This window comes from Curtobacterium sp. 179-B 9B NHS, from assembly GCF_045370965.1.
GTDB lineage: Bacteria > Actinomycetota > Actinomycetes > Actinomycetales > Microbacteriaceae > Curtobacterium.
Window position 1 is genome coordinate 1 of the sequence record NZ_JBIQDQ010000014.1, and the last position, 20324, is coordinate 20324.

At 72.7% G+C, this 20324-nt stretch carries 18 protein-coding genes; 15 read left to right on the plus strand and 3 right to left on the minus strand.

Annotated features, from left to right (window positions below):
• The first annotated feature begins 286 nt into the window (after positions 1–286).
• From gatC to ACH0A8_RS12050, 6 genes are all read left to right on the plus strand, one after another.
• Positions 287–586 (plus strand): Asp-tRNA(Asn)/Glu-tRNA(Gln) amidotransferase subunit GatC, encoded by a 300-nt coding sequence (gatC, locus tag ACH0A8_RS12025; RefSeq protein WP_058728900.1) that lies wholly within the window; start codon positions 287–289, stop codon positions 584–586.
• Positions 583–2130, plus strand: coding sequence for an Asp-tRNA(Asn)/Glu-tRNA(Gln) amidotransferase subunit GatA (gene gatA, locus ACH0A8_RS12030; RefSeq protein WP_066652941.1), 1548 nt, complete (start codon positions 583–585; stop codon positions 2128–2130). Before gatC ends, gatA begins: the two co-directional genes overlap by 4 nt.
• The gene (gene gatB, locus ACH0A8_RS12035) at positions 2130–3635 is read left to right on the plus strand and encodes an Asp-tRNA(Asn)/Glu-tRNA(Gln) amidotransferase subunit GatB (protein WP_066652943.1); all 1506 of its coding nucleotides are present in this window, start codon (positions 2130–2132) and stop codon (positions 3633–3635) included. Before gatA ends, gatB begins: the two co-directional genes overlap by 1 nt.
• Positions 3636–3756: 121 nt before the next feature.
• Positions 3757–4842, plus strand: coding sequence for a type III polyketide synthase (locus ACH0A8_RS12040; RefSeq protein ID WP_066652945.1), 1086 nt, complete (start codon positions 3757–3759; stop codon positions 4840–4842).
• Positions 4839–5585 carry a methyltransferase domain-containing protein gene (locus ACH0A8_RS12045; RefSeq protein WP_268746770.1) on the plus strand — a complete coding sequence of 249 codons (747 nt, stop codon included), beginning with the start codon at positions 4839–4841 and terminating at the stop codon, positions 5583–5585. The genes ACH0A8_RS12040 and ACH0A8_RS12045 overlap by 4 nt, the downstream gene beginning before the upstream one ends.
• Before the next feature lie 35 nt (positions 5586–5620).
• Positions 5621–6127 carry a hypothetical protein gene (locus tag ACH0A8_RS12050; RefSeq protein WP_066652955.1) on the plus strand — a complete coding sequence of 169 codons (507 nt, stop codon included), beginning with the start codon at positions 5621–5623 and terminating at the stop codon, positions 6125–6127.
• Between the two features lie 39 nt (positions 6128–6166).
• On the opposite strand, the gene ACH0A8_RS12055 is transcribed toward ACH0A8_RS12050, so the two are convergent.
• Positions 6167–7219: a zinc-dependent alcohol dehydrogenase family protein gene (locus ACH0A8_RS12055; protein WP_066652958.1), complete on the minus strand. Its 1053-nt coding sequence runs from the start codon at positions 7217–7219 to the stop codon at positions 6167–6169.
• 95 nt (positions 7220–7314) lie between these two features.
• Here ACH0A8_RS12055 and ACH0A8_RS12060 point away from each other — a divergent pair, with 95 nt between their 5' ends.
• From ACH0A8_RS12060 to ACH0A8_RS12095, 8 genes are all read left to right on the plus strand, one after another.
• Positions 7315–8247, plus strand: a complete 933-nt coding sequence (locus ACH0A8_RS12060; protein ID WP_066652969.1) for a DUF3097 domain-containing protein — start codon at positions 7315–7317, stop codon at positions 8245–8247.
• Positions 8248–8932: 685 nt separating this feature from the next.
• A complete protein-coding gene (locus tag ACH0A8_RS12065) occupies positions 8933–9586 on the plus strand; it encodes a spermidine/putrescine ABC transporter substrate-binding protein (RefSeq protein WP_066652971.1) in 654 nt (217 codons plus the stop codon).
• Positions 9587–9710: 124 nt separating this feature from the next.
• Entirely contained in the window at positions 9711–10112 is a 402-nt protein-coding gene (locus ACH0A8_RS12070; protein WP_209683558.1) for a DUF3054 domain-containing protein, read from the plus strand.
• Positions 10113–10333: 221 nt separating this feature from the next.
• Positions 10334–11260 carry a hypothetical protein gene (locus ACH0A8_RS12075; RefSeq protein WP_271825977.1) on the plus strand — a complete coding sequence of 309 codons (927 nt, stop codon included), beginning with the start codon at positions 10334–10336 and terminating at the stop codon, positions 11258–11260.
• Between the two features lie 59 nt (positions 11261–11319).
• The gene (locus tag ACH0A8_RS12080) at positions 11320–12396 is read left to right on the plus strand and encodes an ATP-binding cassette domain-containing protein (protein WP_406907273.1); all 1077 of its coding nucleotides are present in this window, start codon (positions 11320–11322) and stop codon (positions 12394–12396) included.
• Complete coding sequence (locus tag ACH0A8_RS12085) at positions 12393–13238, plus strand: ABC transporter permease (RefSeq protein WP_066652975.1); 846 nt, start codon at positions 12393–12395, stop codon at positions 13236–13238. The genes ACH0A8_RS12080 and ACH0A8_RS12085 overlap by 4 nt, the downstream gene beginning before the upstream one ends.
• 150 nt (positions 13239–13388) lie before the next feature.
• Positions 13389–15290 carry an amino acid permease gene (locus tag ACH0A8_RS12090; protein ID WP_406907299.1) on the plus strand — a complete coding sequence of 634 codons (1902 nt, stop codon included), beginning with the start codon at positions 13389–13391 and terminating at the stop codon, positions 15288–15290.
• On the plus strand, positions 15287–16303 hold the full coding sequence (locus tag ACH0A8_RS12095) for a DMT family transporter (RefSeq protein ID WP_406907274.1): 1017 nt from the start codon (positions 15287–15289) through the stop codon (positions 16301–16303). The genes ACH0A8_RS12090 and ACH0A8_RS12095 overlap by 4 nt, the downstream gene beginning before the upstream one ends.
• On the opposite strand, the gene ACH0A8_RS12100 is transcribed toward ACH0A8_RS12095, so the two are convergent.
• The gene (locus tag ACH0A8_RS12100; RefSeq protein WP_406907275.1) at positions 16290–17972 is read right to left on the minus strand and encodes a long-chain-fatty-acid--CoA ligase; all 1683 of its coding nucleotides are present in this window, start codon (positions 17970–17972) and stop codon (positions 16290–16292) included. The genes ACH0A8_RS12095 and ACH0A8_RS12100 overlap by 14 nt on opposite strands.
• A gap of 59 nt (positions 17973–18031) precedes the next feature.
• Between ACH0A8_RS12100 and ACH0A8_RS12105 the strand changes: the two genes are divergently transcribed.
• Complete coding sequence (locus tag ACH0A8_RS12105) at positions 18032–18961, plus strand: oxygenase MpaB family protein (RefSeq protein ID WP_066652984.1); 930 nt, start codon at positions 18032–18034, stop codon at positions 18959–18961.
• Positions 18962–19061: 100 nt separating this feature from the next.
• On the opposite strand, the gene ACH0A8_RS12110 is transcribed toward ACH0A8_RS12105, so the two are convergent.
• Entirely contained in the window at positions 19062–20045 is a 984-nt protein-coding gene (locus tag ACH0A8_RS12110; protein ID WP_406907276.1) for an aldo/keto reductase, read from the minus strand.
• Between the last annotated feature and the right edge of the window lie 279 nt (positions 20046–20324).

Consider the following 20324-nt stretch of genomic DNA (forward strand, 5'->3'; position numbering starts at 1 on the left):
GCCGGGGCCGGCTCGCAGCCGGGCGCGGGTGCCGACGCGACGTCGACCGGGACGGGCACCGGCGGCGGCGCGCAGGGCACCGGAACGGGCGAGGCGACCCAGCAGCCACCGTCGCACGGGTAGGCGGCGACGGCGAGCACGCGACGGGCTGGAGGCCCGGTGCCGGTCCGCCGGACCGGCACCGGGCCTGGCGTACCGGTTCTCCACAGCCCCGGTGACCGTGGTGCCGCCGCTGGACGCGGCCAATAGACTGGTGCGCATTCCACGAACCGATCGACGGAGCACCATGCCTGACATCACGAGCGAGCAGGTCGCCCACCTGGCGAACCTCGCACGTATCGCACTCACGCCCGACGAGATCGAGAAGCTGACCGGGGAGCTGTCGCACATCGTCGAGAGCGTCGCCAAGGTCGCCGAGGTCGCGACCGACGACGTCCCGGCGACGAGCCACCCGGTGCCGCTCGGCAACGTCACCCGACCCGACGTGGTGGGGCAGACGCTGACCCAGGAGCAGGCGCTCTCCGGCGCGCCCGACTCCGACGGCGAACGGTTCCGCGTGACGGCAATCCTGGGAGAAGAGCAGTGACCGACGACCTGACCCGCCTCAGCGCGGCCGCCCTCGCCGACGCCCTGGTGGCGCGCGACGTCTCGAGCGTCGAGGCCACGCAGGCCCACCTCGACCGGATCGCAGCGGTCGACGGCGACGTGCACGCGTTCCTGCACGTCAACGAGAACGCCCTGGCGGCAGCGCGGTCGATCGACTCGCGTCGCGCCGCGGGCGACGACCTCGGCGCGCTCGCCGGTGTGCCGATCGCGATCAAGGACGTCCTGTGCACGCAGGACATGCCGACCACCTCGGGGTCGAAGATCCTCGAGGGCTGGCGGCCGCCCTACGACGCCACCCCGGTCGCGAAGCTCCGCGCCGCCGGCCTCGTGCCGCTCGGCAAGACCAACATGGACGAGTTCGCGATGGGCTCGACGACCGAGTTCTCGGCGTACGGTCCGACGCGCAACCCGTGGGACCTCGACCGGATCCCGGGCGGCTCCGGCGGGGGATCGGCGGCAGCGGTCGCCGCGCACGAGGCCCCCTTCGCCCTCGGCTCCGACACCGGTGGCTCGATCCGCCAGCCGGGTGCCGTCACGGGCACGGTCGGTGTGAAGCCGACCTACGGCGGGGTCAGCCGGTACGGCGCGATCGCACTCGCGTCGTCGCTCGACCAGATCGGTCCGGTGTCCCGCACGGTCCTCGACGCCGCGCTGCTGCACGACGTCATCGGCGGGCACGACCCGAAGGACTCGACGTCGATCCCTGACGCCTGGCCGTCGATGGCCGCCGCTGCGCGCGAGGGCCTGCAGGCCGACACGCTCCGCGGGCTCAAGGTCGGCGTCGTCAAGGAGCTCGCGGGGGGCGAGGGCTTCCAGGCCGGCGTCACGCAGCGCTTCCAGGAGACGGTCGCGATCCTCGAGCAGGCGGGCGCCGAGGTCGTCGAGATCGACGCGCCGTCGTTCGCGTACGCGATCAGCGCGTACTACCTGATCCTGCCGGCCGAGGCGTCGTCGAACCTCGCGAAGTTCGACTCGGTGCGCTTCGGCCTGCGCGTCACGCCCGAGAACGGTGCGACCGTCGAGGACGTCATGGCCGCGACGCGTGAAGCGGGCTTCGGCCCCGAGGTCAAGCGCCGCATCATCCTCGGCACCTACGCGCTGAGCGCCGGCTACTACGACGCCTACTACGGGTCCGCGCAGAAGGTCCGCACCCTGGTGCAGCGCGACTTCGCGGCGGCGTTCGACCAGGTCGACCTGCTCATCAGCCCGTCGGCGCCGACGACCGCCTTCCCGCTGGGGGAGCGCCTCGACGACCCGCTGTCGATGTACCTCAACGACCTCACGACGATCCCGGCGAACCTCGCCGGCGTGCCCGGCATGAGCATCCCGAACGGCCTCGCGCCCGAGGACTCGCTGCCGACCGGTGTGCAGCTCATGGCGCCGCAGCGCGAGGACGCCCGCCTCTACCGGTACGGCGCCGCGCTCGAGCGCCTGCTCGAGCAGCAGTGGGGCCGCCCGCTCATCGACAGCATCCCGGACCTCGACCAGTCTCAGCAGTCCGCTGCGCAGGAAGGTGTGATCTGATGGCGCAGAAGGACGCGCTGATGGACTTCGACGAGGCGCTCGAGCGCTTCGAGCCGGTGCTCGGCTTCGAGGTCCACGTCGAACTCGCGACGAAGACCAAGATGTTCTCGGACGCCCCGAACTTCTTCGGTGGCGAGCCCAACACGAACGTGACCCCGGTCGACCTCGGGCTGCCCGGGTCGCTGCCGGTCGTCAACGAGCAGGCCGTGCGCTACTCGATCCAGCTCGGGCTCGCGCTCGGCTGCTCGATCGCGGAGTCCTCGCGGTTCGCCCGGAAGAACTACTACTACCCGGACAACCCGAAGAACTACCAGATCTCGCAGTACGACGAGCCGATCGCGTTCGAGGGTGAGGTCGAGGTCGAGCTCGCCGACGGCACCATCTTCCAGGTGCCGATCGAGCGCGCCCACATGGAGGAGGACGCGGGCAAGCTGACGCACGTCGGTGGTGCCACCGGTCGCATCCAGGGCGCCGAGTACTCGCTCGTCGACTACAACCGCGCCGGCGTCCCGCTCGTCGAGATCGTCACCAAGCCGATCTTCGGCGCGAAGGACCGTGCTCCCGAGCTCGGCGCCGCGTACGTCCAGGTCATCCGTGACCTGGTCCGCGCGCTCGGCGTCTCCGAGGCCCGCATGGAGCGCGGCAACCTGCGCTGCGACGCGAACATCTCGCTGCGCCCCTGGGGTCAGGAGAAGCTGGGTACCCGCACCGAGACGAAGAACGTCAACTCGTTCCGCGCCGTCGAGCGCGCCATCCGCTACGAGATCCAGCGCCAGGCCGCGATCCTCGCCGCGGGTGGCACGATCACGCAGGAGACGCGGCACTGGCACGAGGACACCGGGCGCACCTCGGCCGGCCGCCCGAAGTCGGACGCCGACGACTACCGCTACTTCCCGGAGCCCGACCTGCTGCCGGTCGTGCCGGACCCCGCGGTCATCGAGGAACTCCGGGCATCCCTGCCCGAGGCGCCCGTCGCACGTCGCCGCCGTCTCAAGGGGGACTGGGGCTTCAGCGACCTCGAGTTCCAGGACGTCGTCAACGGCGGGCTGCTCGACGAGGTCGAGGCGACGGTCGCCGCCGGTGCCTCCCCGCAGGCCGCGCGCAAGTGGTGGACGGGCGAGATCAGCCGCGTCGCGAACGCGCAGGACGCCGCAGCGGGTGACCTCGTGTCGCCGCAGCACGTCGCCGAGACGATCGCGCTCGTCGAGTCCGGTGACCTGACCGACCGTCTGGCGCGCCAGGTGCTCGAGGGGGTCATCGCGGGCGAGGGGTCGCCGGCGCAGGTCGTCGAGGCCCGTGGGCTCAAGGTCGTCTCCGACGACTCGGCCCTCACCGCAGCGGTCGACCAGGCGCTCGCCGCCCAGCCGGACGTCCTCGCCAAGATCCAGGACGGCAAGGTCCAGGCAGCCGGCGCGATCATCGGCGCGGTCATGAAGGCGATGCAGGGACAGGCCGACGCGGCCCGCGTCCGCGAGCTGGTCCTGGAGCGCGCGCAGCAGTCGTAGCGTCCGGGCGCGACGGACGGGAGGCACGGGGCCGGCTGGCACCGTGCCTCCCGTCCGTCGCGGCACCGACCGGACCGGACCAACCTGGGGACGTGTCAGCGACCCGGTGACAGGATGGGTCGTGACCGCAACGATCCGCGCCATCGGGACCGCCGTCCCCGACACCACCCTCGACCAGGGTTCGGTGCGTGACCTGTTCGCCGGGCAGCCCGGCCTCGGCCGCCTCGGCGCACGGATCGTGCCCGCGGCGTTCGACGCATCCGCCGTGGAGCACCGGCACACGGTGATCGAGGAGCTCGACGCCTCGCGGCCCGGCGGCCTCTTCCGACAGGACTCCGGAACGCTCGTCTCACCGTCCACCGGCACACGCAACGACCGCTACCGGGACCTCGCTCCGGCGCTCTTCGTCGCGGCCGCCCGTGACGCCGTCGAGCGCGCCGGGGTGGCACCGGACCACGTCACCCACCTGGTGACCGTCTCGTGCACGGGGTTCACGCAGCCCGGACCGGACATCGACGTCGTCGACCAGCTCGGACTGCCCGCCGGGGTGTTCCGACACCACATCGGCTTCATGGGGTGCTGCGCCGCCTTCCCGGCGCTGCGGATCGCGGCGGCCTTCGCCGAGGCGGACCCCGACGCGGTCGTGCTCGTCGTCTGCGCGGAACTCTGCACCCTGCACGTCCGCGCGTCGGACGACCCGGACCAGATCGTCGCGAACAGCGTCTTCGGCGACGGCGCGGCGGCAGCGGTCGTCGCGGCGGGCGGGCCGGGCCTGCGCATCGAGCGGTTCGCGACGGCGACGGTGCCCGAGGGTGCGTCCGAGATGGCGTGGAACATCGGTGACGAGGGCTTCGAGATGGTGCTCTCCACCGCCGTCCCGAAGCTCGTCGGTGTGCACGTGCCGGCTGCCGTCACCGCGCTGCTCGGCGAGGGCGAGACCTTCGCCGACGTGCCGGTGTGGGCGGTGCACCCCGGTGGACGGGCGATCCTGGACCGGGCGCAGGACGCCCTCGAGCTGCCCGACGGCGCGGTCGCGTCGAGCCGCGCCGTGCTCCGCGACCACGGCAACATGTCGAGCGCGACGGTGCTCTTCGTGCTCCGCGACGCCGTCGAGCAGGGCCTCGCGCCCGGATCGCCGGTCGCGGCCGTCGCGTTCGGTCCCGGGCTGACGGTGGAGAGCGCGAGGCTCACGGCGGTCGAGGCGTGACGGACCGGCCACGGACCGTGCGCGGCACGGACGGCGGACGTGAGCCCGGCGCCCGAGCGGTCGACCTCCGACAGCGGGACACGGTCCTGCAGGAGCTGATGGACGACCCCGGGTGCGACCCGCGGGTGCTCGACCGGACGTTCCGGCGGTTCGCCGTGGTGAACGCGCTGGTCAGCGGGTGGCGGGCGGTCTGGCGGACGCACGTCGTCCCCGCGCTGCCACCGAGCGGTCGTGCGCGGGTGCTCGACCTCGGCTGCGGTGGCGGCGACCTGGCACGCTCGCTCGTGCGGTGGGCGGGCAGTGACGGGCTCTCGCTCGAGGTCGTCGGGGTCGACCCGGACGACCGCGCCATCGCTGCAGCCCGACGATCGACAGCGCGCGGGGTGACCTTCCGGCAGGCGTCGAGCACGGACCTCGTCGCCGCGGGGGAGCGGTTCGACGTCGTCGTGTCGAACCACGTGCTGCACCACCTGGACGACGACGCCCGAGCGGCCTTCCTGTCGGACTCCGAGCAGCTGGCCACCGGTCGGAGCCTCCACTCGGACATCCGTCGGTCGCGGCAGGCCTACCGCGCGTACGCGCTGGCATCCCCGCTCGTGTCCGCCGGGACGTTCGTCCGGGTGGACGGGCTCCGCTCCATCCGCCGGTCGTTCACCGTGCCGGAGCTGCAGGAGGCGCTCCCCGCGGGGTGGAGGGCCGAGCGGGCGGCGCCGCACCGTGTGCTCGCGGTCCGCGACGCGTAACGCTCGCGAAACAGCCGCTGCGGGACGCTCGACCCGTGACTCCCTCGCTGTTCCGCCGCGCTGCGCGCGACGCCGTCCTGCTGACCTCGATCATCGCGGCGTCGGCCGCACTGACCGCGTGTGCGGGCACTGCCCCTCCGCCGGACGATCGCGCGACCGCCGGGGCCGGTGAACGGTGGTCCGCCTGCATGCGCGGGAAGGGCTACGACGTCGAGGACGTCACCGACCGTCAGGCCGAGTCCGGTCTGTCGAAGGTACCCTCGGGAGCCGACGAAGCGGCGTTCTCGGAGGCAGCGGGAGCCTGCTCGACGGCAGTGGGGATCCCGCGTGCGGACGAGGCGCAGCTGCGGGAGTGGGATCGCCAGTACGAGGCCGCGGACGCCTGCATCCGCGAGCGCGGCTACCCGGACTTCCCCGGACAGCACGGCAGCGGCCGGTTCGACCGTGAGGACGAGCCGGAGTTCACGGAGGTGGCATCGGCGTGCCTCCGGGAGTTCGCGCCGGACGTCCAGCAGATCACGGTCCCGCCGCCCGGCGACTGAGCACCGAGCGGCGGGACCGGACCTGCGACGCGGCCGGTGCTACGGACGCAGCAGCACCTTGATCGCGCGCCGCTCGTCCATCGCCGCGTACGCCTCGGCGGCCTGGTCGAGGGGCAGCTCGAGGTCGAACACCCGGCCCGGCTCGATCGTCCGCGAGAGCACGTCGGGCAGCAGCTCCTCGATGTACGCGCGGGCGGGGGCCATCCCGCCACCCACGGTGATGTTCTTCGCGAACAGGAAGGGCATCGGCAGCTCGGGTGCACCCGCGGGGACCCCGACGTAGCCGACGTTGCCGCCGGGGCGGACGACCCGCAGCGCCTGGTCCATGCTCTCCGCGGTACCGACGGCCTCGAGGGCGCAGTCGGCGAGCTCCCCGCCGAGCAGTTCGCGCACGGCGGCGATGCCCTCCTCGCCGCGGGTCTCGACGACGTCGGTCGCCCCGAACTCCCGCGCCAGTGCCTGGCGGTCCGCGTGCCGGCTCATCGCGATGATGCGCTCGGCGCCCAGGCGCGCGGCGGCGAGCACCGCGGACAGGCCGACCGCGCCGTCGCCGACGACCACGACGGTCTTCCCCGGGCCGACCTCGGCCGACACGGCGGCGTGGTGTCCCGTCGAGAAGACGTCGGAGAGCGTGAGGAGCGACGGCACGAGGTCGTCGTCCACCGGGCCCGGGACCTTCACGAGCGTCGCCGCGGCGTCGGGTACCCGGACGTACTCCGACTGGGCGCCGCCGATCGGGTGGCCGTAGGCGTCGGTCGTGCCGCCGAAGATCGAGCTGTGCTCGCAGCCGCTCGTCATGCCGTGCGTGCACGCCTGGCAGGTGCCGTCGTTCGTCGTGAACGGCGCGATGACGAAGTCGCCGGCGGACAGGCCCGTGACGTCGGCGCCGACGGACTCGACGACGCCCACGAACTCGTGCCCGATGGTGTGGGCCTGCTCGGTCCCGCGGACGCCGCGGTACGGCCAGAGGTCCGATCCGCAGACGCAGGACGCGGTCACCTTGACGACGGCGTCGGTGGGCTCGATGAGGACGGGGGTGTCGCGCTCCTCGACGCGGATGTCGCGAGGGGCGTGGATGACGGTTGCGCGCACGGTGTGGCCTTCCGATCGGGGGTGGACGCGGCGCGTACCGTGACGCGCCAGGGTGCCGGCGCCGTTGCGGGACCCGTCGACACTACGCTTCCCGGGTGGACGACGACCGGTACGGCAGTGACGTGCTCTCGGGCGACTGGCGCTCGAAGGGCGTCAAGAAGGTGCGGCAGGTGCCGCTCGAACGCGACATGGTGCTCGAGGACCCCGACTCCGGGTGGGCGGGCGCCGTCGTCGGGCTCGAGGCGGGCAACGTCGCCCTGGAGGACTGGAAGGGTCGCACCCGCGCCTTCCCCTTCACCGGGCAGTTCCTGCTCGAGGGCGAACTCGTCACCCTCGGTCGTCCGCAGGCGCCGGTCGGTCGCTCCGCCGCGGCTGCACCCCCGGCTCGCGCCGCCGGTGCGGACGGGAGGCCCGGGACCGCGGCCGCCGTGCGGCACACGACCGACGGTGGTCGCCTCCGGACCGCGTCGGGTTCGTTCGCCGTCGAGCAGCAGCGGGCACGAGTGGCGCTGCCCTCGCGGATCATGGTCGAGGGCAGGCACGACGCCGAGCTCGTGGAGAAGGTCTGGGGCGCCGACCTCCGTGTCGAGGGCGTCGTCGTCGAGTACCTGGAGGGCGTCGACAACCTGGCCGACGTGCTCGACGAGTTCCGGCCCACCCGAGAGCGTCGCGTCGGGGTGCTCGTCGACCACCTCGTCCCGGGGTCGAAGGAGTCCCGGTTCGCCGACGCCGTGATGCGCGGGAAGTGGGGCGCGCACGTCCTCGTCGTCGGGCACCCGTTCGTCGACGTCTGGCAGTCGGTGAAGCCGGCGCGCCTCGGGCTCGAGGCGTGGCCGACGATCCCGCGCTCGATCGAGTGGAAGAAGGGCATCCTGCAGCACCTCGGGTGGCCCGCGGCGGAGCAGGCCGACGTCGCCCGTGCATGGCAGCGGATCCTCGGGCAGGTCCGGACCTTCAACGACCTGGAGCCACAGCTGCTCGGGCGCGTCGAGGAGCTCATCGACTTCGTGACCGAGCCGCGGGCCTGAGCACGGCACCACCCGGGGCCGGATCGACCGAGGCGGGGCCGACCCGCGCCTCCCGTCCGTCCCGTTCGCCGAGCGGGCGGAACCGGCGGGGGCGGACCACCCCTGCTGCCGTTCCTTCCCGCTCGCCGGCGCCCGCGTCCGGCGGCCATCGCGAGCGGGCGGATCGCGTACTCCCGCGCCCGGTCCGGTCGCCGGTTCCTTCCCGCTCGCCGGCCCCCGCGTCCGGCGACCATCGCGAGCGGGCGGATCGCGTACTCCCGCGCCCGGTCCGGTCGCCGGTTCCGCCCGTTCGCCGGCCCCCGCGTCCGGCGGCCATCGCGAGCGGGCGGAACGCGTACTCCCGCGCCCGGTCCGGTCGCCGGTCCCGCCCGCTCGCGCGACGTGTCCGCTCGCGCGTCCGGTACCGAGCGCGAGAGGGCGGAACGCGCAGGTCCGCGCAGGGCTGCTCGGCCGTTCCGCCCGCTCGCCGGGTGGTGCCGGACGCTCACCCGAGCGGGCGGAACTCGCACCTGCGCGACCGGTCCGGCAGGCGTTTCCGCCCGCTCGCGGCACACCTGGCCGCTCGCCGCACCGCGCCGGGCCGACGAGGGGGCGGAACGTGCGGGCCGCTCGGCGAGCGCGGCGCGTTTCCGCCCGCTCGGGCGCGCTCCGGGGGCAACCGCGCCGCGCGGCCTACTGTTGAGGGATGGACGGCATCGACGGTCGCGTGCGGAGCGCGGTCGACGTGTGGTTGCGCTGGCTGCCGCGCTGGCAGATCGGGACCGCCCGCCCGCGGACGCGGATCTGCCGGAAGTGCACCGGTTCTCCGATCGCCTCGGCAGCGGGCTTCGGCCCGGACGTGCCGCACGCCGTCCAGCACGCGTTGATCGGTCGGATCTCGACCATCGTCGAGGACGCCGTCGACGAGTACACCGCGAAGAACCTCCCGCTGCTGCACCGTGAGCTCGAACGGGCCGCCGCGCGGAAGCGGCACGCGGGCTACCAGCCGACCGAGGGCCTGTCGCCGGAGTTCCAGGGACTCGACGTGGACCCGGAGCCGTCGCCCGGGGAGCCGTTCCTGTTCACCCTCGACGAGATGACCGGCACGGGGGCGGGGGAACAGACGCCGCGCGAACCGCTGTCCGACGAGGCGAAGGCCGCACTGCGGCACGAGATCGCCCTGTCCGACGAGTGTGCGCGCGCCACGGGGACGGCCGTGTGCCTGGCCCTCGTCGAGCACCGTCCGCGGATCGCCGAGGCCGTCGAACGCCTGGTCGAACCGCAGATCGCGGCGCTCGTGTCCGACATGTTCCGCGGGTTCGACCTGCCGGAGGAGAACGGTCGCCCCGGGCTGTTCTGAGCGCGGGCCCCGGCAGGACTGGGTCACGACGGGCAGGGCAACGACGGCGCAGGGTCACGACGGGGTGGGTGCGACGACCGGGCGGGGGTCACGAGCAGCGCTCCGACCGCGCGAGAATGGTCGGGTGACTCGCACCTGGGGCTGGCTCGCAGCCGTCGTCGACATCGTCCTCATCGTCGCCTTCGCGCTCATCGGGCGGTCCTCCCACGCCGAGGCCTCGTCGCTCACCGGACTGTGGACGACGGCGTACCCGTTCCTGGCCGGCTGGCTCGTCGGGTACCTGGTCGTGCGCGGTTGGCGGCGTCCGCTCAGGGTGTGGCCGACCGGTGTGGTGGTGTGGGTGGCGACGGTCGCGATCGGGATGCTGCTCCGCGTGCTGACCGGGCAGGGCGACGTCGCGGGGGATCCGCTGCCCCTGTCGTTCGTCATCGTCGCGACGATCTCGCTCGCGGTCTTCCTGCTGGGGTGGCGGCTGCTCGTCGGGCTCGTCCTCCGCACCGGGCGGCGGGGTCGCGGGCGCGCCTGAGCAGTCGCCGGCGCTCGTGGCCGTGGCGGGAGCCCCGTCCTCGTCGCCCGCCCGGGTGCCGCCGACGCGCGCTCCACGGCCGGGTCGACGGCGCTCGGCGCGCGCTGACACCGCTCTCGGCCAGTTCTGTGCGGTCGCACAGTCAGCGGTCGCCGGCGCTCCCTAGGGTGGCACCGACGGACCCTCCCGACCGGGGCGGACCGCACCGAAGGAGCAACGACATGGGATTCCTCGACCGACTGCTCGGCCGTCCCGAGCGCGACCGCGACCAGCAGGGCGGGTGGGGCCAGCCGCAGCAGCAGCCGCAGCAGCAGCAGCAGGGCTACCGGTACGGACAGCAGTCGTACCAGGTGCCGCCCGTCCAGCAGGGACAGCAGGACGGCGACCAGCAGTACGGAACCCCGCAGTACGGGACCCAGCAGGGCCAGCAGTACGGCGGCCAGCAGTACGGGACCCCGCAGTGGGGCGGTCCCGCTCAGCCCAGCGGACAGCAGTACGGCGGACAGCAGTACGGCGGCCAGCAGTACGGCGGACAGCAGCCGGGCGGACCGCAGGGTGCGGCGTCCACCGACGACGAGCGCGCCGTCGAGCGCTACCGCTACCTGCTCCGCACGGCGCCGCCGGAGCGCATCGAGGAGGTCCACGCCGAGGCCTTCGCGACCCTGACGCCCGAGCAGCGTCGGATGGTCTACGACGAGTTCACCCGCAGCGCCCCGGACGGCGAGGCCCCCCGCGGGGACGACCCGCGGTCCCTCGCCCAGGCGGCGACCCGCTCGGAGATCCGGCAGCCCGGCTTCATGGAGCGCTCGCTCGGCGGCATGAACGGCGGCGCGGGAGCGATGGGCCAGCGCGGTGGTCCGTCGTTCGGCCGGATGATCGGCGCCTCGATCCTCGGCACGGTCGCCGGGTACGTCATCGGCTCGGCGATCATGAGCGCCTTCCTGCCCGACGCCGGATCGTTCGACGGCGGTACCGATGCTGCGGGCGACGGCGGTTCGGAGGACACTGGTGCCGACTCCGGTGACGGCGGGGCGTCCGATGCGGGCGCGTCCGACGGCGGCGGGTACGAGAACGCGGGCTGGGACGACGGCGGCGGAGACTTCGGCGGCGGCGGCTTCGGCGACTTCGGTGGTGACTTCGACGTCTGAGTGACGTCGTCGCTCCCTCCGACCCCACACCACACCGACGTGGCCGACGAGGGAGCGACATGGCCATCATCGAAGCCTCCGGGCTGACCAAGACCTACCGATCGCGCTCGGGTCCGGTGCACGCGCTGGCCGGGCTCGACCTGTCCGTCCCGGAGGGCACCGTCACGGCGCTGCTCGGTCCGAACGGCGCGGGCAAGACCACCACCGTGAAGGTCCTCACGACGCTCGTCACCCCGGATTCCGGCCGGGCGACGATCGACGGCGTCGACGTGGTCGCCGATCCGCAGGCCACCCGGCGGTCCATCGGTGTCTCGGGGCAGTACGCCGCGGTCGACGAGAACCTCACCGGGGCCGAGAACCTCGAGATGATCGGCCGGCTGTACCACCTCGGTCGACGGGCAGCGCGGCAGCGGGCGCGCGAACTCATCGAGGTGTTCGACCTGTCCGAGGCCGGAGACCGACCCGTGAAGGGCTTCTCCGGCGGCATGCGTCGGCGCATCGACCTCGCCGGTGCGCTCGTCACGAACCCGCGCGTGCTGTTCCTCGACGAGCCGACCACCGGACTGGACCCCCGGAGTCGCCTGGCCCTCTGGGCGATCATCGAGGGCCTGGTCGGCGACGGCGCCACCGTGCTGCTCACGACGCAGTACCTCGAGGAGGCCGACCAGCTCGCCGACGACATCGCCGTGATCGACGACGGACGGGTGATCGCCGAGGGCACCGCCGACCAGCTCAAGGCGCAGGTCGGTGGACACCGTGTGGTGGTCACCCTGGTGGACGAGGACGACCGGGAGGCCGTGGTCACCGCCCTGCGCCGCCACGGCGTCGGGGACGTGGAGACGTCGGCCGACGGGCGCACCTCCGGCATCGCGGTCGAGGCCGGACCGCAGGCGCTCCAGCGGGTCCTCGCGGACCTGGGCGAGGCGGGCATCCGGCTGCACGACGCCGGCATGCGACGCCCGACGCTGGACGACGTCTTCCTGCGCCTCACGGGACACGCCGCCACGGCGGACGAGGAGGACGCGCCGGACGGTGGCGGCGGGGCGGGCGCGGGAAGTTCCTCCCGGCCGGGGCGACGCGACACGGTGGGAGCCACGGGGGAGACGAACGACAGCACCCCGGAGCGTGTCCGGTGACCGCCGTCGGCGCGTCGCGGCAGCAGCTGCCGGTGGTCGTGACCTCGCCCGTCGCGATCTGGTTCGAGGACGGCTGGACCGTCACGCGACGGAACCTGACGAAGATCAAGCGGTCCCCGGACATGCTCGTCTTCGCGGTGCTGCAGCCGATCATGTTCGTGCTGCTCTTCAGCCAGGTCTACGGCGGGGCGATCCAGGTGCGGGGGACCGACTACACGCAGTTCCTGATGGCGGGGATCTTCGCGCAGACCGTCGTGTTCGGGGCGACCTTCTCGGGGTCGGCGATGGCGCAGGACCTCAAGGAGGGCCTGATCGACCGCTTCCGGACCCTGCCGATGTCGGCGTCGGCGGTGCTCGTCGGGCGCACGAACTCGGACCTGGTGCTCAACGCGATCTCGATGGTGATCATGATGCTGACCGGGCTGGCGGTCGGGTGGCGGGTCGGGTCCGCACCGCACGAGTTCCTCGCCGGGGTCGGGCTGCTCCTGCTCTTCAGCTACGCGTTCAGCTGGGTGATGGCGCTGCTCGGGATGAGCGTCCGGACGCCGGAGGTCATCAACAACGCGTCCTTCATGGTGCTGTTCCCCCTGACGTTCATCTCGAACGCCTTCGTGCCGAGCGAGACGATGCCGCTCGTGCTGCGGGTGTTCGCCGAGTGGAACCCCGTGTCGTCGCTCGTGCAGGCCGCACGGGAGCTGTTCGGCAACGTCGGCACGGCTCCCGTCCCCGACGTCTGGACGATGCAGCACCCGGTCGTGACGGTGCTGATCGGGATCGTGGTGCTGCTCGTGGTGTTCGTGCCGCTGTCGGTGCGGAAGTACACCAGGATCAGCGCGGGCTGAGGCGCCGTCCACAGACCCGGTCGTGGGGTGCCCGAGGGTCGTCGGGACCGCTTACCATCGACTCTCGTGACCGCGACCGAAGCCGAGCGTGCCGCCCAGGGCGGCGCCACCGGGCGACCCTCCGACCGCAGCGAGCGGCTGCGCCGCTGGATGCTGCACGGAGCCGACCAGGGTGCCTCGCACCAGGGCCCCCACCAGGTCGAGGTCGAGAAGACCCACTCGTGGTGGCGGGTCATGTGCCTGACCGGCGTCGACTACTTCTCGACGCTCGGATACCAGCCCGCCATCGCGGCGCTCGCCGCCGGGCTGCTGTCGCCCGTCGCGACGATCGTGCTCGTGCTCGTGACCCTGTTCGGCGCCCTGCCCGTGTACCGACGGGTCGCGTCGGACAGCTTCAAGGGTGCCGGCTCGATCATGATGCTCGAGAAGCTGCTGCCGTGGTGGGCCGGCAAGCTCTTCGTGCTCGTGCTGCTCGGGTTCGCCGTGACCGACTTCATGATCACGATGACGCTCTCGGCCGCCGACGCCACCGCGCACATCGCCGAGAACCCCTTCACGCCGCACTGGTTCACCGAGATCCCGGTGCCGATCACGCTCGTGCTGCTGCTCCTGCTCGGCGTCGTGTTCCTCCGCGGGTTCAAGGAGGCCATCGGCATCGCCGTCGGGCTCGTCGCGGTGTTCCTCCTGCTCAACGCGGTCGTCGTCGTCGTGGCGCTGTGGCACGTGTTCGAGCGTCCCGTCGTCGCGAGCGACTGGTGGTCGAACCTCACCGCGCAGCACAGCAACCCGCTCGTGATGATCGGGATCGCGCTGGTCGTGTTCCCCAAGCTGGCGCTCGGCCTCTCCGGCTTCGAGACGGGCGTGGCGGTGATGCCGCAGGTGCGCGGCGGGGCCGGTGACGACTCGGACGGCCGCCCCGAGGGACGGATCCGCGGCACGAAGCGCCTGCTGACGACCGCCGCGATCATCATGAGCACGTTCCTCATCACGTCCTCGATCGCCACGACCTTCCTCATCCCGCAGCAGGAGTTCCAGCCGGGCGGCGGCGCGAACGGTCGCGCCCTGGCGTTCCTGGCGCACGAGTACCTCGGCAACGTCTTCGGGTCGGTCTACGACGTGTCGACGGTGGCGATCCTGTGGTTCGCGGGCGCGAGCGCGATGGCCGGTCTGCTCAACCTCGTGCCGCGCTTCCTGCCCCGCTACGGCATGGCGCCGCAGTGGGCGCGTGCGACCCGGCCGCTCGTGATCATCTTCACGCTCATCGCCTTCGCGATCACGATCATCTTCGAGGCGAACGTCGACGCGCAGGGCGGCGCCTACGCCACGGGTGTCCTCGTGCTCATCACCAGCGCGGCCGTCGCGGTGACGCTGTCGGCTCGGCGGCGGCAGCAGAAGAAGCGGACGATCGGCTTCGGGGTCATCGCGGTGGTGTTCGTCTACACCACGGTCGCGAACGTCATCGAACGTCCGGACGGTGTCCGCATCGCCGCGGTCTTCATCATCGCCATCGTCGTCGTGTCGCTGGTGTCCCGTGTGCGGCGGTCGTTCGAGCTCCGGGCGTCGTCGATCGAGCTGGACGCGACCGCCCGGCAGTTCATCGAGGCCGACGCCGACCAGTTCAGCTCCGTCTGCATCATCGCCAACGAGCCGGGCGCCGGGACCGCCGAGGCCTACCGGTCGAAGGGACGCGAGGAACGCCGCGACTCGGGCATCCCCGCGCGCGTGCCGACCATGTTCCTCGAGGTGCTGCCAGCCGACTCGTCCGACTTCGAGGAGGACCTGGTCGTCGAGGGACACGTCGTGCAGGGCCACCGCGTCCTGCGCGTCCGGTCCGGCAACGTGCCGAACACCATCGCGTCGACGCTGCTCGCCGTGCGGGACATCGCCGGCGTCGTGCCGAGCATCTACTTCGAGTGGAACGAGGGCAGCCCGATCCAGAACGCCCTGCGCTTCGTGTTCACCGGGGTCGGCGACGTCGCCCCGGTGACGCGCGAGGTCCTGCGCGAGGCGGAGCCGGACGTGCACCGGCGGCCGACCGTCCACGTGTCGTGACCGACCCGGCGGCGGCCGACGGTCCACGTGTCGTGCCCGACCCGGCGGCGGTGGGTCGTGCCTCCCGTCCGGTGGGCGGCCCCGTGGCGGTCCTCGTCGCCGCCGCCGTGTGGGGGACGACGGGGACCGCGACCCACTTCGCACCCGGCGTTCCCGCGTTCGTCTTCGGTGCGGTCACGTTCGGTCTCGGCGGGCTCGTCCTCGCCGCGACGACGGGTCGCTCCGCGCTGCGCGCGGTCGTCCGACCCGGTGCACGGAGCTGGGTGCTGCTCGGCGCGGTCTCGCTCGTCGTGTACGCGGTGGCGTTCTACGCAGCGCTCGCGGACGCGGGGGTCGCGCTCGGCACGACGGTGGCCATCGGGTCGTCGCCGCTCTTCGCGGGCATCGTGGAGTGGGCGGCGGACGGGAGGCGCGTCACCGGTCGCTGGGTCGTCGCCACCCTGGTGGGCGTGGTCGGCATGGTCGTCGTGACGCTCGCGAGGTCGGCGGCGCCGGGCGACGGGTCCCTGCTGCTCGGGCTCGGCAGCGCACTGCTCGCCGGACTGACGTACGCCACCTACTCGTGGGCGGTCGCGCGGGGGATGCACGCGGCGAGCCGTCCGGCCCCGGTGCCGCCGGCACTGCCGACCGCCGTGTCGGGCAGTGCGGCCGGTGCCGGCGGGCGCGGGGTGGTCGGCGCCGTGTTCGGGTTGGCTGCCGTCCCGCTCGTCGTGCTCGCGGCGGTCGCGGGACGTGACGCGCTCGTCGTCGGGGCGAACTGGCCCGTGTTCGTGTACCTCGCGCTCGTGCCGACGGTGCTCGGACACTCGCTGTACGCGGTCGGGCTGCGGCGGGTCAGCGCCTCGGTGGCGACACTGCTGTCGCTGTTCGAGCCCGTGGTCGCCGCGGTGCTCGCCGTGCTCGTGGTCGGCGAACACCTCGGCGGTGCCGGGTGGCTCGGGATCGCGCTCGTCGTCGTCGGCCTCGCGCTGCTCGCGGTCCCGCGACGGAGCGGCCGGCCTACTTCGCGGTGATCTGGTCCCGCACCTTGCGGCGGAGCACCTTGCCGATCATCGAGCGTGGCAGGTCCTCCACCACGACGATGCGCCGCGGCACCTTGTAGGCCGCGAGCTGCTCGCGCGACCACGCGCGGAGCGCCTCGGCGTCGAACGACTCCCGGTCCTTCGGCACGACCGCCGCGACGACCTGCTCGTTGCCGCCCTGCGTGATGCCGACGACGGCGACCTCGCGCACGCTGGGGTGCTTGAGCAGGGCGTCCTCGACCTCGGACGGCGAGACGTTGAAGCCGCCGGTGATGATGAGCTCCTTGAGCCGGTCGACGATGCTGACGAAGCCGTCCGCGTCGATCGACACGACGTCACCGGTGCGGAACCAGCCGTCGGGCGTGAAGACCTCGTCGGTGGCCTCGGCCTTGCCCCAGTAGCCGCGGAACACCTGCGGGCCCCTGACCTGCAGCTCGCCGGCCTCGCCCGTGCCGAGCACCTTCGTCTGGTCGTCCGGGTCGACCACGCGGGCCTCGGTGGACGACAGCGGCAGTCCGATCGCGCCGAGGCGACGCTCCGGGGAGACCGGGTTGGCCATGAGGACGGGGGAGCACTCGGACAGGCCGTAGCCCTCGACGAGGTAGCCGCCGGTCCGGGTCTCCCACGGCTCGACGACGCTCTGCGACAACGGCATGGCGCCCGAGATGCCGATCTCGATGCCCTGCAGGGACACCTTCGCCGAGTCCGCCGCGTGCTGCAGTCGGGTGTAGATCGGCGGCACGGCCGGCAGGAACGTCGGCGGGTGCTTCTTCATCGCCTTGAGGACGAGTGCCGGGTCGAACGCCGGGAAGAGCACCAGCCGCGAGGCCATGCTCATCGCGAAGGTCAGGCACAGCGTCAGACCGTAGGCGTGGAACATCGGGAGCACCGCGTACACCGTGTTGTCGCCCCGGCGGATCGTCGGGACCCACGCCCGTGCCTGCGCGGCGTTGGCGAGCAGGTTCCGGTGGCTCAGCACCGCACCCTTCGGCACCCCGGTGGTGCCGGACGTGTACTGGATGAGCGCGACGTCGGTGGTGCCCGGGCGCGGGTGGCGCTTCGACAGCTTGCGCGTCGAGACGAGGCCGTCCCACTTCGTCGTGCCACGCACGCTCGTGGTGAGCTTCGCGCGCGACTCGCGGGCCTTGGCCACCGGCAGCGACAGGGCGATGCGGGTCGCACGGGGCATCGCGCGCGTCAGGTCGACGGAGACGATCGCGTCGAGGCGCAGGTCCGCGGGGAAGTCCTGGAGCGTGGAGACGGACTTGTCCCACGCGATCGCGACCTTCGCGCCGTGGTCCTCGAACTGGTGCCGGAGCTCGCGCGCCGTGTAGAGCGGGTTGTGCTCGACGACGATCGCCCCGAGCCGGAGCACCGCGTAGAACGCCACCACGTGCTGCGGGCAGTTCGGCAGCACGATCGCCACCCGGTCGCCGGCGCCGACGCCGAGCTTCCGCAGGCCGTTCGCGGCCCGCAGGATCTGCTCCTGCAGGTCGGCGTACGACGTCGTCCTGCCGAAGAACTCGAGCGCCACCTTCCCCGGGAAGCGGTCCGCGGACTGCTCCACGATGTCGGAGAGCGATCCCGTGGGCTCGTCGATGTCGTGCGGGACCCCCGGGGCGTACGAGGCAAGCCAGGGACGAGGCGTGTCGATGCTCACTCGGCCAACCTACCGGCGGAGCCGTGCTCGTTGTCAGGGGCACGACGGACGATGGGTGCATGGCTTCCGTGTCCGACGCGTTCCGCTCCCGCCTCAACGACACCTTCACCAACGGCGCGACCGAGCGTCCCGCCTGGATCGACGAGCTCGAACAGGGCTCCGACGCGGGCTTCTTCGGCCCGGGCTCCGCGACCTGGGCCGTGCACGGCGGCAACCACACCGTGCTCGCGGGGGTCCGGGCGCTGCTCGTGCAGGCGCTGCACCCCGGGGCCCTCGCCGGGGTGGCCGACCACTCGCGCTACCGCGAGGACCCGTTCGGCCGCCTCGCCGGCACCATCCGGTGGATCTACACGGTCTCGCACGGCGACACGCAGCAGGCGACGCACGCCAGCCAGTGGGTGCGGAAGCTCCACGAGCGGGTGGTCGGCGAGTACGTGGACGGCCACGGCGTGACGAAGCCGTACGCCGCGAACGACCCGGACCTGGCGCGGTGGGTGCACCTCGCCTTCACCGATGCCTTCCTGCGGAGCGCCCAGGTGTGGGGCAAGCCCATCCCGGGCGGCGCCGACGCCTACGTGCGCGAGTGGGCGGTCGCCGGGCGACTGATGGGGGTCGAGGACGCTCCGGAGTCGGACGCCGAACTCCGGGCACAGATGAACGGGTACCTCGACCGCGGCGAACTCAAGGCCGACGCCCGGACGCACGACGTGGTCCGGTTCATCAAGGACCCCCCGCTCGCCAGGCTCCTCCGACCGGGCTACCGGGCGTTGTTCGACGGAGCGGTCGCATCGCTCGACCCGCGGCACCGGTCGATGCTCGCGCTGCGGACGCCCGGGGTCGGGCCCGTGCAGCTGCCGGTGCGGCAGGTCGCCGGCGTGGTGCTCGACGGCATCGGCGCGGTGCTGGGGACGACCCCGGGCACCGAGCGCGCGGCACTCGTCCGGATCGCCCGGTTGGAGCAGGAGTCGCGTCAGGACGCGACCGCCTGAGCGGTGCGCCGTCCGTGCGGCGTTCCCGGACCGACTGACCTGACGGACGGGAGGCGCGGTGCCGGCTGGCACCGCGCCTCCCGTCCGTCGTCGGGTCGCGTCAGAAACCGGACGGCACCCGCGGGGTGTAGGCGGACTCGAGTCGCGACACCTCATCGGGCGTCAGCTCCGTCGCGGCCGCCGCCACCGCGTCGTCGATGTGGTGCTCCTTCGTCGCGCCGATGATCGGCGCGGTGACGGCGGGCTTGCCGGCCACCCACGCCAGGGCGACCTGCGCCATGCTCGCGCCGCGGGCCTCGGCGACCTGCTGGACCGCGTCGACGACGGCACGGTTCGCGTCCTCGTCCTGGCGGTACAGCGTCTTGCCGAACTCGTCCGTGTCCGAGCGGCTGCCCGAACCCTCGGCGTCCCACGGGCGGGTCACCTTGCCGCGGGCCAGTGGGCTCCACGGGATGACGCCGACGCCGGTCGCCTGCGCGAACGGGTGCATCTCGCGCTCCTCCTCACGCTCGAGGAGGTTGTACTGGTCCTGCATGCTGACGAACTTCGTCCACCCGTGCAGCTCGGCGGTGTGCTGCATCTGCGCGAACTGCCACGCCCACATGCTGCTCGCGCCGATGTAGCGCGCCTTGCCGGCCTTGACGACGTCGTGGAGCGCCTCCATGGTCTCCTCGATCGGCGTGTGCGGGTCGAACCGGTGGATCTGGTACAGGTCCACGTAGTCCGTGCCGAGCCGGGTCAGCGAGGCGTCGATCTCGTGCATGATCGCGGCTCGGGAGAGCCCGGCGCCGTTCGGACCGGGGCGCATGCGGTTGAAGACCTTGGTGAAGACCTGGACCTCCTCCCGCGGGGCGATCTCCTTGAGGAGCTGGCCGGTGATCTCCTCGCTCGAGCCGGCCGAGTAGACGTTGGCGGTGTCGAACGAGGTGATGCCGGCCTCGTAGGCACGGCGGACGAACGGGCGGGCGTCGTCGATGTCGACGCTCCACGGGTGGGCACCCTGGTCCGGCTTGCCGTAGGACATCATGCCGAGGACGACGCGGCTGATCTCGAGGCCCGTGCGCCCGAGGCGGGTCGTGCGCACCGAGGACCCGGCGGCGTCGGGGGCGTCGGTCGAGGCGGTGGTTCCGGCGGTTCCGGGGGTTCCGGTCGTTCCGGGGGTTGCGGTCTCTTCGGCGGCTCCGTGGCGTCCGTGGGCGTCGGTCGAGGCGGTCGAGCGGGCGTTGTCTGCTGCGTTCGTGATGGCTCCTTCGTCGATTCCGCCCGCCGGGTGTCCGGCGGGCGGTTCCTGTTGGATGAGTGCTGTCATCGTCGTCGTGTCGGGCTGCCAGGCGTCAGGCGTCCGGCCTGCCGAACGACGAAC